The organism is Micromonospora trifolii (assembly GCF_022229005.1).
In the GTDB taxonomy this organism is placed as follows: Bacteria; Actinomycetota; Actinomycetes; order Mycobacteriales; family Micromonosporaceae; genus Micromonospora; species Micromonospora trifolii.
On record NZ_JAKKFD010000044.1, the window covers coordinates 232,650 to 247,338 of the forward strand.

The following is a 14,689-nucleotide window of genomic DNA, read 5'->3' on the forward strand; positions in this document are numbered from 1 at the left end:
CAGGTGGCCAGCTCGACGACGGTGATGTCGGATGGCGCACCCACCAGAGATCGACACCTACGTATACCAGGCTGATGCGTGTTCTACACGTGTTTTGCCGTCATGTGGGGGTTGCTGTCGTTACCCCTCTCAGCAGAGGCTCCCTGACCGCCGCAATCCCGGGTTGCATGGGGCTGCGAACCGCACTCCTGTCGCGACAACGAGAAGGGGTTCAATGTCTGACATCAACAGCAGCAGCCGTCGCCGGTTCCTGGTGGGCGCGGCCGCCCTCGCGGCAACTCCCGCAGTGGCCGGCCTCGCGGGTCCCGCTCCGGCGTCGGCCGCCGGCCGTGACGGCACGGCGGAGAAGGTCACCACCCTGACCAGCCGGCGACGGCTGGGCCGGCTCAAGGTCTCGAGCATCGGGCTGGGTTGCCAGACCATGACCGGAAGGCTGTACGGGCCGGTCAGCAGCCGCGAGGACATGATCAGGATCATTCGGACGGCCGTCGACCAGGGCGTCACCCTGTTCGACACGGCCGAGGCGTACGGGCCGTTCGAATCCGAGCGCATCGTCGGCGAGGCGCTACGGCGGGTGCGCGACCGGGTGGTGATCGCGTCGAAGTTCGGCTGGAACATCGACCCCGACACCGGCCAGCAACTCCCGGGTCTCAACAGCCGCCCGGAGCACGTCAAGCGCGCCGTCGACGGCATGCTCGGGCGCCTCAGGACCGACCACATCGACCTGCTGTACCAGCACCGCGTCGACCCCGCCGTGCCGATCGAGGACGTGGCGGGCGCGGTCAAGGACCTGATCAGAGCCGGAAAGGTGCGGCACTGGGGGCTGTCCGAGCCGGGCCCGCAGACGGTACGTCGTGCGCACGCGGTGCAGCCGCTGACGGCGATCCAGAACGAGTACAACCTGATGTGGCGCGGTGCGGAGCAACAGATCCTGCCGCTGTGTGAGGAGCTGGGGATCGGCTTCGTGTGTTGGGCGCCGCTGGCCTACGGCTTCACCACCGGCACGATCAACCCGTACACCCGCTTCACCCAAGGGGACTTCCGCGCATTCGTGCCGCGCAACTCGCCGGAGAACATGACCGCCAACATGCCCCTGGTGCAACTGCTGTCGGAGTGGGCCGTCCGCAAGGGCGCGACCCCCGGCCAGTTGTCGCTGGCCTGGCTGCAGGCACAGAAGCCGTGGATCGTACCGATCCCGAGCGCGACCCGCACCTCGCACCTGCTGGAGAACATCGGCACCGAAGAGGTCACCTTCACCCCCGACGAGCTGCGCGACTTCACCACCGCGCTCAACGCGATCCAGATCCACGGCGAGCGGCTACCGGCGCCGGTGCTCGCACTGTCGGGCGTCGAAGCACCCCTGCCTCGCTGACACACACCGACAGCGGGCCGGGCCGCGATGGCCCCGGCCTGCTCCGCTTGAGGCGCGCCGCCCCGGCCCGGCAGCGGCTCCGCAGCCGGGCCGGGGGCCGCCTTTCTGCTGGTCCACGACTCGCGACGAGTCATTCTTCTAGCATTGGTACCGGGAGGGCTGATGGATACGAGGAACACGTACCCACGCCGCGCGCTGCTGCGAGGCATCCTGCTCGGCACTGCCGCGACGGCGTCCGGTCCGGTGCTCAGCGCCTGCGCCGATTCACCGCAGACTCCCCGGTCGCCGGCCCCGACCTCGGCCGACAGCACGCCACGCAGCGCCCCGGCTACCTCCCCGTCGTCCGGCAGCAGGGTGCTGCTGGCCTACTTCTCCCGCGCCGGGGAGAACTACTTCAACGGCGGCCGCCGCCGCTTGACCGTCGGCAACACGGAGGTCGTCGCGGGCATGATCAGCCGCCTCATCGGCTGCGACGTGCACCGCATCGAGGCCGCCGACCCCTATCCCGACGACTACGAGCCGACCGTCGCGCGCAACGTGCGGGAACAGAACGAGAATGCCCGCCCGGGCATCGCCAACCCACTCGACTCGATCGAGCGCTACGACACCGTCCTGCTCGGCAGCCCGATCTGGAACGTCCGCGCACCAATGATCATGACGACGTTCGTCGAAGGCCTGACCTTCACCGGTAAGACGGTCCACCCGCTGACCACACACGCGATGAGCGGACTGGGAACCACGGAGCGCGACTACACCGCCGCCTGCCGGGGTGCGACGATCGGGGAAGGCCTGGCCGTGCGCGGTGAGGAGGTCGCCGACGCCGAACCTGACGTCGCGGACTGGCTGCGCCGCATCGGCCTGCTCACCCGCTGACCCACCCGAAGACTGCCGGGCGGCGCAGAAGGGGGGCGCGGACACCAAGCCGCCCCGCCACGCTCACTGGAGGTATCGGTGTCGTGGTGCGGCCAGGCTGATGATGGCGAGGGTGACCGCGACGAGGATGAGCGTGACCAGCGACGGCAGGACGATCGCAGCCGGGACAACGGCGGCCAGGATCAGACAGGTGACCCACCTGGCCGTGAGTCGCCTGCGCTGAACGCGATCCGGGTCCAGGGCGAGCGGGTGCCGGCTCCGGTGCTGGCCGGCACGGGAGTCGAGGCGCGCAGGCCGTGACCTGCGCTCGGTCACTGACCTTGCGTGCACTCCAACGGGGCCGCGCCGGCCACGACGACGGGCAGCCAGGCAGTCCCTGGCGAAAGGAGTAATGACAGGGACCCCCTCACGCCGGCAGGCTTTCGTAGCGTGGGCAACGTGGACAACCGCGCCGAGATCCGCGACTTCATGATGTCCCGACGTGCGCGCATCAGCCCACAGCGGGTGGGCCTGTCGACGCGCGGCATCCGCCGGGTTCCCGGGCTGCGCCGTTCCGAGGTCGCCGCTCTCGCCGGGGTCAGTCTCGAGTACTACACGCGCTTGGAGCGCGGCAACCTCGCCGGGGTCTCCGACAGCGTCCTGAACGCTGTCGCCCGGGCTCTGCAGCTCGACGAGGCCGAACGCACCTACTTGGCCGACCTGGCCGCCAATGGCGGACCGGCAACTCGTCGCCCGAACGGGAAGCCGCACGGCGCTGCGGTGCGCCCGAACCTGCTGCGCATGCTGGACGCGCTCACCGGCTCTCCCGCGTTCGTGCTCAACGGCAGCGCTGACCTGATAGCCGCCAACAGTCTCGCCCGGGCCTTGTTGGCTCCGCTCTATGAACGCGCCGACCCACCCAACCATGCCCGGTTCGTGTTCCTCGACGGCCGGGCCCGACAGTTCTGGATCGAGTGGGACCGGATCGCCGACGACACTGTCGCGCTGCTGCACGTGCAGGCCGCCCGCTGGCCGCATGACAAAGCTCTGGCCAGGCTGATCGGGGAGCTGACCACCCGCAGCGATCACTTCCGTGTCCGGTGGGCGCGCCACGACGTGCGCGCCCACACGACGGGAGTCAAGCGCCTGCATCACCCGGTGGCAGGCCCGATGGAGCTGACCTTCGAGGTGCTGACGCCGGCCGCTGACCACGACCAGGCGCTGGTCGTGTACGGCGCCGAGCCGGGCAGCGCCAGCGCGGACGGCCTGCGGCTGCTCGCCGACCAGGCAGCGAACCGCGGCGAACAACCCGCCGATCGTGACATCGGGCGTCTCTGATGGATGCCATGACCAGGCCGTGAACCAGAACCGGCCGCGTCAGTCTCTCGCCGGAGCGGTTTTGGCCTTCTGGGTCGCGGCCCAGGTGGCGAGCAGTTCGAGGCCGTCGCCGGCGGGGGTGCCCGGCTCGGCGGAGTAGGTCAGGATCATCAGCCCATCGTCGCCGGGCAGCTCGAGCGCTTCGAAAGCCAGGTCCAGCTCCCCGATGGCGGGGTGGCGGAGAAGCTTGGTGCCGTGGCGGTGAACGTAGACGTCCTGAGCGGCCCACATGGCCCGGAACGGCTCGCTGCGCATGGACAGCTCACCGATCAGATTCATCAACTGCTGGTCGTCCGGGCTCTGAGCAGCCGCGATGCGGAGCGCGGCGACGGCGGAGCGCGACACCTGCGCCCACTGCGGGTAGAACGCCTGGGCCTGCGGGTCGAGAAAGTTGAATCGCATCGAGTTCACCGGCAGCGTCGCGCCGGTGGCGAACATGGGTGCGTAGAGCGCCATGCCCAGAGGGTTCGCGGCCAGGATGTCGAAGCGGTGGTTACGCAGGAACGCGGGCACGCCGGACATCGAGTCCAGAACCCGGCGGACCGCCGGCCGGATCTCGGGCGTCTTGTCGCGGCGGGCGCGAGCGCGGGACGGCTGGGGCCCCGCCGCCCGGGCCAGGTGGTGCAGGTGCGCGGTCTCCGTCTCGTCCAGTCGCAGCGCACGCGCAACGGCGTCCAGGACACTTTCGGAGGCACCGCCGAGGTTGCCGCGTTCCAGACGGGTGTAGTACTCGACGCTGACCCCAGCAAGGGCGGCAACCTCACCGCGGCGCAGTCCAGCGACCCGACGGCTGCCGTACGCGGGGATGCCGGCCTGTTCCGGGGTGACCTTCGCGCGTCGGGAGGTCAGGAACGCCCGTACCTCGCTGCTGTTGTCCATAAACCAAGGTTAAGCAGTTTTCCTAAGGCGAAGGGGTCACTGTCAGTACCCCTTTACGTGGTGCCTCCCTGCTCGCGGGCGGCGGGAGTTTCCTGGAGGACGAGATCCAACGCCACGTCAGAAGGCAACCATGTCCCGTTCAACACGTTGCGGCGGCCGGCGGCCCGCTCGGCGTCGCCACCTTCGGCGCCGTCGTCGCCGGTCAGGCCAGCTTCCTGACCGGTGTACACCCAGCCTCACCGCCACCGCGATTCTCGTCATCCCCACGGCCGCCGCCAGCCTGGCGCTGCGTCCTGCACGCCGCTCACAGAGAGCCCGATCGGGGCAGGCGATCTCCATCAGTACGAGGAAAGGACTCACCGTGCGTGCCACTCTTTACGGCGGCCCCGGCGACATCACCGTCGGCGAGCGCCCCGACCCACGCCTCGAGAAGCCCACGGACGCGGTCGTACGCGTCACGCTTGGCTGCGTGTGCGGCTCCGACCTGTGGTACTACCGCGGTGTCAACCCGCACGCCCTGGGCCCGATCGGCCACGAGTTCGTCGGCGTCGTCGAGCAGGTCGGCGCCGACGTGAGCACCGTACGTCCGGGGGATCTGGTCGTCGCGCCGTTCACCTTCTGCGACGGCACCTGCGCCAACTGTCGAGCCGGCTGGACCGGTAACTGCCTCAGCGGCGGTTCATTCGGCAACCACGGCGTCGACGGTGGCCAAGGCGAGTACGTCAAGGTTCCGTACGCTGATGCGACGCTGGTCAAGGTGCCGGCCGGCGACTATTCCGACGCGGTGATGAAGTCGCTGGTGGCGTTGTCGGATGTGATGTGCACCGGGCACCACGCCGCCGTCAGTGCCGGCGTGAAGCCCGGAGACACCGTGGCGGTGGTCGGTGATGGCGCGGTGGGCCTGTGCGCGGTGATCGCGGCCAAGCGTCTGGGCGCGGAGCGGATCGTGTCGCTGAGCCGCAACCCGGTCCGCCAGGCCCTCGCGCGGGAGTTCGGCGCGACCGACATCGTCGCCGAGCGCGGCGACGACGCCACCAAACTGGTCATGGACATGACCGGCGGACTCGGCGTCGACGCCGCCCTGGAGTGCGTAGGCACCGGACAGTCGATGGCTACCGCCTTCGGGATCGCCCGGGTCGGCTCGATCGTCGGCGCCGTCGGGGTGCCGCACGACTCCACCGTTCCGCTGCAGACGGTCATCTTCCGCAACGTCGGCCTGCGCGGCGGTGTCGCCCCGGCCCGCCGCTACATCCCCGAGTTGCTCGACGACGTCCTGCGCGGGCGGATCAACCCGGGTCTGGTCTTCGACTACGAAACCGGCCTGGACGACGTCAAGGACGCCTACGACGCGATGATTGACCGCCGCGCCACCAAGTCGCTCGTCCGCATCGGCGCCTGATCGCTTAGGAGAAACACATGACCACCTGGTTGATAACCGGCTGCTCCAGCGGCCTGGGCCGCGCCCTCGCCGACGCGGTTCTCGCCCGCGGCGACAACGCCGTCGTCACCGCCCGCGACGCGTCCACGGTCCAGGACCTCGCCGACGACCACCCCGGGAAGGCTCTGGCCATTGCCCTGGACGTGACCGACCCCGCGCAGGCCACCGCCGCCGTTGAGCAGGCTGTGGACCGTTTTGGCAGCATCGACGTGCTGGTCAACAACGCCGGCTACGGCTACCGCGCCGCGGTCGAGGAAGGCGACGACGCCGACGTGCAAAAGTTGTTCGCCACGAACTTCTTCGGCCCGGTCACCATGATCAAGGCGGTGCTTCCGGGCATGCGGACGCGGCGCAGCGGCACGATCGTGAACATCTCCTCGATCGGGGCGCGTTCCTTCAACCCCGGCTCCGGCTACTACTCCGCCAGCAAAGCAGCGCTCGAAGGCATGTCCGCCACGCTGCGCAAGGAGGTCGAGCCGCTCGGGATCAGGGTCACCACGGTCGAGCCCGGCGCCTTCCGCACCGACTTCGCCGGTCGCTCGCTGACCCAATCCGCCACGGTCATCGACGACTACACCGCTACCGCCGGCAAGCGTCGCAAGGAGAACGACAGCACCCACGGCACCCAACCCGGCGACCCGACCAAAGCCGCCACAGCCCTGATCACCGCCGTCGAAGCCGGACACCCACCGACCCTGCTTCTGCTCGGCTCGGACGCGGTGAAAGTCATCGGCGAGGCCCTCGACAGCCAACGCGCGGAACTCGAGGCCTGGCGGGAGCTGAGCGTCAGCACCGACTTCCCACGAGAGTGACGCCGACGACGGTCACGAGCACTCGCCGCACCATCGCTGACCGACCGGTCCCCGGCTCGAACCTGCGCTGGGGGACTCTGCCCGTACCCCTTTCGGCAGAAACTCCCTGTAACCGGAACACCGATGTTTGCTGACACCAGGCTGGGTACGTCATTTGTCGGAAGGGCCTGGAGGAAGAGTTGTGGAACCCGAAGTTGTGACGACGTCCTGGACAGGCGAAGAGCTGGCCACCATCTGCCGCGCCGAGGAGCTGCAGCTCGCGTCACGGCGCAGCGACGGCACACTCAGCCGGTGGGTGACGATGTGGGTTGTCCGCGCCGGTGACGAGCTGTACGTCCGCTCGGCCCGCGGCCCGGCCAACGCCTGGTACGCCCGGGCTGTACGCGTCGGTGCGGGGTGTATCCGCGCCGGCGGCCTGGAACGCGATGTGGTGTTCACCGAACCTGCCAACCCCGACGTCCAGGCCGCCATCGACGTTGCCTACCACGCCAAGTACGACCGGTACGGGCCCGCCATCGTGGGCTCCGTCGTGGGAGAGGAAGCGCACGGGGTCACCCTCCGCCTGCTCCCCCGATACTGAGAGGAAACGCTTTTCATGTCCACCGCTTCGCCGCTGACGCTGAACAACGGCGTCACGATTCCCCCCATCGGCTTCGGTGTCTTCCAGACCCCGCCGGACGAGACCCGCGACGCCGTCCAGGCGGCCCTGTCGACCGGCTACCGGCACATCGACACCGCCGCCGCGTACGGCAACGAGCGCGAAGTCGCCGAGGCCATCGCCACGTCCGGCGTCGGCCGCTCCAAGGTCTTTCTCGAAACCAAGATCTGGATCAGCGACTACGGGTACGACGAGACCCTGCACGGCTTCGACAAAAGTGCTCGCAAGCTGGGCGTCAACCAGATCGACTTGCTCATCCTGCACCAGGCGTTGCCGTCGGAGTTCGACAAGACCCTCGACGCGTACCGGGCGCTGGAGACACTGCTGGCCGACGGCAAGGTCCGCGCCATCGGCGTCAGCAACTTCATGGTCGAGCACCTGACCCGGCTTCTCGACACGGCCACCGTCGTGCCGGCGGTGAATCAGATCGAGGTGCACCCGTACTTCCAACAGCGCGAGGTGCAGGCCTTCGGGGCCCAGCACGGCATCCTGTCGCAGGCGTGGTCGCCAATCGGCGGCATCACGTTCTACCGCGACGGCGAGCACACCAGCACGCTGCAGGACCCGGTGATCGGTGAGATCGCCACGGCGCACGGCAAGACCCCCGCGCAGGTGATGCTGCGCTGGCACCTGCAGCAGGGCCGCTCGGCGATCCCGAAGTCGACCAAGCCGGCCCGGATCGCGGAAAACTTCGATGTGTTCGACTTCGAGCTCACCGGCGAGCAGCTCGCCGCAATCGACGCCCTGGACACCGGCAAGCGCGGCGGCCCCGAGCCGGAGGCCATCACCCTCGAGAGCTTCGGCCGCGAGATCCCCGAAGCCTGATCCAACCGACCCCGCTGCCCCGCCGGGGGCAGCGGGGTTCGACGCACCACGACACGGAGGAACCACCATGCGTACCGCGAAGCTCAGTGAACTCGAGGTCGCCCGCATCGGCCTCGGCGCGATGGGAATGTCACACGGCTACAGCGGCGCCGGCAGCGACGACGCCGAGTCCATCCGCACCATCCACCGCGCGATCGACCTCGGCGTCACCCTCATCGACACCGCCGAGGTCTACGGCCCCTACGTCAACGAGGAACTCGTCGGCAAGGCCCTACAAGGCCGCCGCGACCAGGTCGTGCTGGCCACCAAGTTCGGCCTGATCTCGCACACCGGCCGTGGCGCCGGCAAGCCGGACAGCACCCCAGACAGCATCCGCAGCGCGGTCGACGGCTCACTCAAGCGCCTCGGCACCGACCACATCGACCTGTACTACCAGCACCGCGTCGACCCGGACACCCCCATCGAGGACACCATGGGCGCCCTCGCACAACTCGTGCAGGACGGCAAGATCCGGCACGTCGGCCTGTCCGAGGCCTGGATCGACACCATCCGCCGCGCACACGCCGTGCACCCGGTCACCGCGCTGCAGTCGGAGTACTCGCTGTGGACGCGCGACCAGGAGGAGATCCTGCCGCTGCTGCGCGAGCTCGGCATCGGCCTGGTCGCGTACTCCCCCCTCGGCCGCGGCTTCCTCACCGGCGCCCTGCGCACCCCGGCCGACGTCGAGAAGCTCGATGACAGCGACTTCCGCAAGAACCACCCGCGCTTCACCGGCGAGAACTTCCAGCGCAACCTGCGCCTCGCCGACCAGGTGAAGGCAGTCGCCGATCAGGTCGGCGCCACCTCGGCCCAAGTGGCACTGGCCTGGCTGCTGGCCCAGGGCGACGACATCGTTCCCATCCCCGGCACCAAGCGGGTCAGCCGGGTGCAGGAGAACGCCACCGCGGACGCCGTCACGCTCACGCCCGAGCAGATCGCGACCCTCACCGCCCTACCCGTAGCCGAAGGCGGCCACCACACCGACGAGCAGATGCAAATGATCGAGCGGTGAACCGCGCTGGCTTAGCCCTTTAGAGCTGTCGTCTTGTCCGGCATCACTCAAGATCAGCTGAGAACACCCGGTCGGGGCTCAAGGCGTACTCGGGACGCGGCCGCAGGACCTGCTCTTCGATGGCGACGCCGTGATGCAGCCCGAGCGCAGCGCCCCCTTCGGGCGATCTATTCGCGATGACTCGCCGCAGCTCGGGATTCACGTCGGCAGCCGAAGGCGAGTGATTTCACGCGACCGGGCCAGCCATTGTGCGGCCAGCCGCCGCGCCTCTAGTCGGGCCGTGTGTGAACTGCGGCAGGCTGGCTGGGCCCTTAGCCGCCGGTGCGGTCTCTTCCGCGCGTCAACGGTAGACCGTCATTCGGCTCGCCGAGCCGCCCATCGGCACCGATCGCATTCTGAGCCGGCAGGCCGGCGGCTGCGGCATTGCTGCCCTACTCGCCGTGCTCGATCTTGACGCGATCGCCCTGGCGTGCCGCGTCCACTGGAGCCCGACGTGGCGCGCTGGTCATCGACTCCGGCGGTCTCGCGTGTAGCGCGGGAACGGTAGCGCTCGAGCTGGTCACGTCTGTTGGATCGGCGGCTCGACAGGCTACGCCGATGGCCGTGGGCGCCCTTGCTGTTCGATGGCCATTGGGGGTGGGTGACCGGTGAGGGCGCTTAGAGCGGCGGCGACGGCGCGGAGGTCAGCTTTGATATAGGTGGTGGTGGCGGGTCCGCAGCGGTCGGTATGTTCGGCGTAGGCGCGGGCCACACCGTAGCCGGAGTGGCGTTCGACCCAGGTCAGGGTGGTGTGGCGCAGCCAGTGCGTGGTGATTCCCTGGGCGGCGACCCACGGTAACTGTCGGCCGATGCGTTTCCACAACAGGTCGTAGCGCCGATAGGTGGCGGGTCGGCCATTGCGGTAGCGCAGCAGCGCGTCGGTCGGTGCGACGGCGCCGCGGGCTCGGGCGTGATCGTCCAGTCGGCTGGCGAGCATCGGTGTGATGGGCTGCCAGCGTTGCGTGCCGCCCTTCTCGCGCAGCCTGATGAGCGCGTGGTCGGCGTCCAGGTCGGTCAGGCGCAGCGCGAGCGCGCCGGCGCGTCGGCAGGCCGTTTCGGTGTGCAGGCGCAGCAGTAGGGCGTCGAGCACGATGTCGTGGCCGCCGCTGCGGGCGGCGGCGTTGATGTCGGACAGTTCGTCAGGGGTGAGAGCACGGCGAGTGTTGGGCAGCCGGCGAGGTTTGCGGACCCGGTAGGCAGGGCTGTCCACGATGGTCAGATAACCGTCGTCGATGGCGCGGTTGTAGAAGGCGCGGGCTGCGGCGATGAGGTGCTCGCCGGCGTGCCGGCCGTTTCGGGAGTTGCGGCGAGGGCGGGCGCCTACGGCGGCCTGTCGCATGAGGGCTTCGATGTCGCTGGCCCGCACTGCGTCGATGCGCCGATCGCCGTAGGCCGCGGCCATTCGTCGCCAAGAGCTGCCGTAGGTGCGTCGGGTGGCCGGGCTCGCCGCCGCGATAACAGCAGGAAGGTACTCGGCGACTGTCGGCATGGCGGGCCGGTTACTGTCGGTAAGGCCGGCGGCAGTGACGCCCAGGTGCTTGAGCAGCGCCCGGGCGGTGGCGACACGGTCGGGATCCGTGGTCATGAGGGCTCTCCGAGGATGCGGGCGTGCAGGTCGGCCAGGACCGCCGCGATGGTGTTTGGGCGGGGCAGGGCAGCCAGAAGCACGGGTTCGCCGGGAGCGATGCCGCACAGGTGTCGGGCGGCGGCCGGTAGGGGCAGCTCCTCGCGGGCGCCCACTTCGTGCGCGCCATCGGCGGCCGGGGTGATCAGGATTGCGCCGGTCACGACGTCGACATGCAGCGTGAGGCCCGGTGTCCAGCCCAACGCCCGCAGAAGCGCACGAGCAGTGACGCGGCCCGCGGCGTCGGGGCGCGCCACGTCGAACAGCAGGCGGCCATCGCCACTGGGGGCGGCAGGCGTGGGCAATGTCGGCAGCGGCGCCGGCTCCGGTACCGCGACGGGCAGCGGGGTTGGCACGAGGGCCTCGACGAGCTGTTCGTCGGGCTGGCGGGGACGCGGGCGGCCGGGACTCACCTAGGCCCCCCGCCAGGGCGGACACAGCGGTGTCAGCGCAGGTGGAAGACACTCCCGGCGCCTGGTTGCAAAGATGCCACGTACCGGTTCTCGCCCCCACGCGAGGGGAGTTGATCTCGCGTGGATATCCACGAACTCTGGTGTCCGAGAGGCGACACGACCCGTTGCCCCACCGCCGATGACGCTCAGCGCAACTCTGAAGCTCGCGCATCATCACCCGGCGCAGCCGGAGCGCTGAACCGGTCCCGCGACGCACGAGGCATTGCAGCTTCGGCAGGCCCCGGACGGTGAGCGCGTGCCCGTGCCCATTAGCCAGCGCCGCGGCGAATACAGCCCGCTGGTCGGCGGGAGTTCGGCGTCGTTCAGCAACGCCTGTGCAGCTCGAGTCTCCGCCAGCGCGGCCTCGAGCTGGCCCAACTCAAGCAGCGCTGGCGGGTGAGTGAGCAACCAACGCGGTCGGTCGGAGCGGCCTTCTGCCAGCTCGGACCGGTCAGCGCCTCGCGCGTACCCGATCTCGTCTGAAGTAGCAGGGCCGTGGTGATGAGTCGAGGTGGGCCCACACACGGCCAAGGGGATCAGCCACACCATGCGGCCGCATGGTGTGAAACCACAATAGGTTGAGCGCGACCCGCATGATCTCGCACGCTTTCGGACACTCGCGTACAGCCCCTTCCGTTGACGCTGCTCGCCGCCGGATGTCAAGGTCGACGGTGTTCCGAACACCAATCCGGAGCAACGGGGGAGGTGAAGAGAATGGTGAAGAACGACTGCGCTGGCTGAGTCCCGGCAGAAACCATGCTCGTAGGGTCGGGGCGGCCGGTGCGACAGCCGCGACCGCCCCGATTCCTGTGGAGATATCGTGGTGGCTGGGAACGTTGAGAACATCCATCCGCTGACTATGGGGCAGTTGTCGCTATGGCAGGACGCCGTGCGTCGCCCCGCCAGTCAGCGCTGGGAATCAAATATGAACCCGATCTGGGCAGTGCCACCAGGCATGGGCACGGATGAAGTCAGGTGGGCACTTGCCGCGCTTGCGGAACGGCATGAGTCCCTACGGACGCGTTACGTTAGGGACGGCGGCTCCAGTGACGTCCGTCAGGTTGTTGCCGCCTCCGCTCCAGCCGCTTACCAAGGAACGGTTGAGCAGGAACAGTGGTCGGCAATGGCTGCCGAGCAGCTTCGGCTTCCGTTCGACCTGACCGAGCAGGCGCCGTGGCGGGCCTGGGCGGTCCAGAAGAACGGATTGACGTGCCAGGTCCAGCTGGTTATCCACCACCTTGCCGCCGACGGCGCGGCCCTGACGGTCCTTCAGCAGGACTTCCAGTCACTGATCGAATCGCGACAGGCAATGCGGCCGGCCCCCACGCCCCGAGGGCTGGCCGCACGTCAAAGAGAACCGGTATACGTAGCGAGGCTCGCGGCTGCCGCCGAGTATCGTGAACAGACGATCGCTGCCGCGCCACAGGAGGCGGGGATTGTGCGCCAGGGCCTTTTGCGGGCCTGCGCACATACTGGGATCTCCTTCAATCTTGCGCGGCAAACAGCACAGAAACTGGAAGTAACGTTACCCAATCTGCTTCTCGCGGCCTACTCGCGCGCTCTCGCCGGCGCGGCCGGGGCAGACCCACCCCTGCTGTGCCTGCTGTCCGCGAACCGGCTGGAGCCATCGGTACGAAACCTTGTCTCATCGATGACGCAGTGGGTTCCGGTCCGCGGCGCCGGAGACCCGGGACGCCCGTTCGCTGCCGTTGCCGCCGATGTCAACATCAACGCGATACGCGCCCTTCAGCACGGGATCGTCGACCCCGCTGCGGTCGCGCCACTGGACCTCGACCGGGGATGCTTCTTCACGTTCGTCCCGCCGCCACCCGGAACTGGTGCCGCGGCCGGTGGTGCTCTTGGACATAGCCGGATTGAGTGGTTGCCGCCACGAGGACGCAGCGGTCCGAGCTTCTACCTCATTGCCAGCGTCTTCCCTGAGGTCAGTCTGACCCTTCGTGTCATGCGATCGGGTTACGAGCGGGAGGATCTGGAGAGATTGCTGAGTTCGATGACGGCGATATTGCGGCAAGGGGCGGCGCGATGAGTCGGAGCCTGTGGCGTCACCGCGATTTTATGGTGCTCTGGTCGGGGCGGACGTTGAGCGAAACCGGCGATGCGATCTCGTTGCTCGCCATTCCTCTACTTGCTGTAACCGTTCTTGAGGCGAGCGCGTTGGAGGCCGGCGTGCTAACCGCGACGAGGATGGTCGCCTATCTGTTGATTTCACTGCCGGCCGGGGTCTGGGTAGACCGCTGGCCGAAGCGAATGATAATGATCATTTGCCATCTTCTGCGGGGCGGGCTGGTGGCCACGGTCGCCGTGGGCGCTTGGTCGGGCTGGGTCACGATGGCGCAGCTTTGGATTGTGGCGTTGCTTTCGGGCGTGTGCACGGTGCTCTACGAAACCGCTCACCACAGTCTGGTGCCGACGATCGTGCCGCCTGACCAATTGCTTGATGCCAACGGGAAAATGAGCACGACCTATTCGGTTTCGATGATCGCCGGGTACAGTGTCGGCGGCGCGCTCATTTCGATGTTGGGCGTGGCAAGAACGGTGGGGTTGGATGCCTTGGCCTACCTTGGCAATGCCTTATCGCTGCTGTTGATTCGTCGAGATGAGCCGGCGCGGGCTGTGGCGCGCAAACGGCATTTCCGTCGAGAGTTGGCCGAGGGATTCTCGTTTGTGTTCCGTCATCCCATTATGCCGAGGTTGGTTGCGGCGGCGGCGACCCTGAATCTGTTCAGCCAGATGATTTTCGCTCTCTCGGTGCTGTATCTGGTGCGGGTTCTGCAGCTGTCCGAGGGTCAGGTCGCGCTGACTCTCGCCTTGGTCACCATCGGTGGCATCAGTGGGGGGCTGGTATCGGGACGATTGGCCCGTGTAATGGGCTCGGCGAGGATCATCTGGGCTGCACCAATCGGCCTGGGCTGGCTGGTCCTGCTCGTCCCCGCGTCGCGGCCGGGCTGGGGCATGGCGACCTACACCCTCGGCATGGCGGCACTCAGCGCACTGTTCGCCATCTACAACGCCGCATCGATCAGTTACCGCCAACGGGTCTGCCCACCGGAACTGCTCGGACGAATGACGGCTTCCGTGCGGTGGGTCATCTTCGGGGTGATGCCGTTGGGCGCGCTCCTGGGCGGCGCGCTGGGCTCCTGGATCGGCGTCCGTCCGACCCTGTGGATCGCCGCAGCCGGAGTGTGGGCCTCAGGACTGTGGGTGCTTCTCTCACCTCTGCGCTGGATGCGCGACCTGCCCGCTGATGCCGCCGGAATGCGGAACGAGGAGGCGATACACGTTGGCTGAC

The 14,689-nt window shown here is 68.4% G+C and carries 15 protein-coding genes; 10 read left to right on the forward strand and 5 right to left on the reverse strand.

Translation table 11 applies throughout. From position 1 onward, the window contains the following. The first annotated feature begins 214 nt into the window (after positions 1-214). Both NIE79_RS25830 and NIE79_RS25835 read left to right on the forward strand, forming a co-directional pair. A complete protein-coding gene (locus NIE79_RS25830; protein ID WP_238681019.1) occupies positions 215-1,372 on the forward strand; it encodes an aldo/keto reductase in 1,158 nt (385 codons plus the stop codon). 162 nt (positions 1,373-1,534) lie between these two features. Then, positions 1,535-2,245, forward strand: a complete 711-nt coding sequence (locus NIE79_RS25835) for a flavodoxin (protein WP_238681020.1) — start codon at positions 1,535-1,537, stop codon at positions 2,243-2,245. Positions 2,246-2,308: 63 nt separating this feature from the next. Here NIE79_RS25835 and NIE79_RS25840 read toward each other — a convergent pair whose 3' ends face one another. Beyond that, on the reverse strand, positions 2,309-2,560 hold the full coding sequence (locus NIE79_RS25840) for a hypothetical protein (RefSeq protein WP_238681021.1): 252 nt from the start codon (positions 2,558-2,560) through the stop codon (positions 2,309-2,311). A gap of 123 nt (positions 2,561-2,683) precedes the next feature. Between NIE79_RS25840 and NIE79_RS25845 the strand changes: the two genes are divergently transcribed. Beyond that, positions 2,684-3,562, forward strand: coding sequence for a helix-turn-helix domain-containing protein (locus NIE79_RS25845; RefSeq protein ID WP_238681022.1), 879 nt, complete (start codon positions 2,684-2,686; stop codon positions 3,560-3,562). 39 nt (positions 3,563-3,601) lie between these two features. Here NIE79_RS25845 and NIE79_RS25850 read toward each other — a convergent pair whose 3' ends face one another. Continuing rightward, entirely contained in the window at positions 3,602-4,480 is an 879-nt protein-coding gene (locus NIE79_RS25850; RefSeq protein ID WP_238681023.1) for a helix-turn-helix transcriptional regulator, read from the reverse strand. Positions 4,481-4,610: 130 nt separating this feature from the next. Between NIE79_RS25850 and NIE79_RS25855 the strand changes: the two genes are divergently transcribed. The 5 genes from NIE79_RS25855 (at position 4,611) to NIE79_RS25875 (ending at position 9,264) form a co-directional block, all read left to right on the forward strand. Beyond that, positions 4,611-5,879, forward strand: coding sequence for a zinc-dependent alcohol dehydrogenase family protein (locus tag NIE79_RS25855; protein ID WP_238681024.1), 1,269 nt, complete (start codon positions 4,611-4,613; stop codon positions 5,877-5,879). Positions 5,880-5,896: 17 nt separating this feature from the next. Beyond that, entirely contained in the window at positions 5,897-6,730 is an 834-nt protein-coding gene (locus NIE79_RS25860; RefSeq protein ID WP_238681025.1) for an oxidoreductase, read from the forward strand. A gap of 181 nt (positions 6,731-6,911) precedes the next feature. After that, positions 6,912-7,310 (forward strand): DUF2255 family protein, encoded by a 399-nt coding sequence (locus NIE79_RS25865; RefSeq protein ID WP_238681026.1) that lies wholly within the window; start codon positions 6,912-6,914, stop codon positions 7,308-7,310. 15 nt (positions 7,311-7,325) lie between these two features. Beyond that, positions 7,326-8,213: an aldo/keto reductase gene (locus NIE79_RS25870; protein WP_238681027.1), complete on the forward strand. Its 888-nt coding sequence runs from the start codon at positions 7,326-7,328 to the stop codon at positions 8,211-8,213. A 67-nt stretch (positions 8,214-8,280) separates the two neighbouring features. Next, entirely contained in the window at positions 8,281-9,264 is a 984-nt protein-coding gene (locus tag NIE79_RS25875; protein WP_238681028.1) for an aldo/keto reductase, read from the forward strand. A gap of 43 nt (positions 9,265-9,307) precedes the next feature. On the opposite strand, the gene NIE79_RS25880 is transcribed toward NIE79_RS25875, so the two are convergent. The 3 genes from NIE79_RS25880 to NIE79_RS25890 form a co-directional block, all read right to left on the reverse strand. Then, a complete protein-coding gene (locus tag NIE79_RS25880; RefSeq protein WP_238681029.1) occupies positions 9,308-9,466 on the reverse strand; it encodes a hypothetical protein in 159 nt (52 codons plus the stop codon). A gap of 387 nt (positions 9,467-9,853) precedes the next feature. Next, a complete protein-coding gene (locus NIE79_RS25885) occupies positions 9,854-10,888 on the reverse strand; it encodes a tyrosine-type recombinase/integrase (protein WP_238681030.1) in 1,035 nt (344 codons plus the stop codon). Beyond that, positions 10,885-11,340 carry a hypothetical protein gene (locus NIE79_RS25890; RefSeq protein WP_238681031.1) on the reverse strand — a complete coding sequence of 152 codons (456 nt, stop codon included), beginning with the start codon at positions 11,338-11,340 and terminating at the stop codon, positions 10,885-10,887. Before NIE79_RS25890 ends, NIE79_RS25885 begins: the two co-directional genes overlap by 4 nt. An 862-nt stretch (positions 11,341-12,202) precedes the next feature. On the opposite strand from NIE79_RS25890, the gene NIE79_RS25895 reads away from it, so the two are divergent. Together NIE79_RS25895 and NIE79_RS25900 are read left to right on the forward strand one after the other, a co-directional pair. Then, entirely contained in the window at positions 12,203-13,426 is a 1,224-nt protein-coding gene (locus tag NIE79_RS25895) for a condensation domain-containing protein (protein WP_308193235.1), read from the forward strand. Further along, complete coding sequence (locus NIE79_RS25900) at positions 13,423-14,688, forward strand: MFS transporter (RefSeq protein WP_238681032.1); 1,266 nt, start codon at positions 13,423-13,425, stop codon at positions 14,686-14,688. The genes NIE79_RS25895 and NIE79_RS25900 overlap by 4 nt, the downstream gene beginning before the upstream one ends. Position 14,689 lies beyond the last annotated feature (1 nt).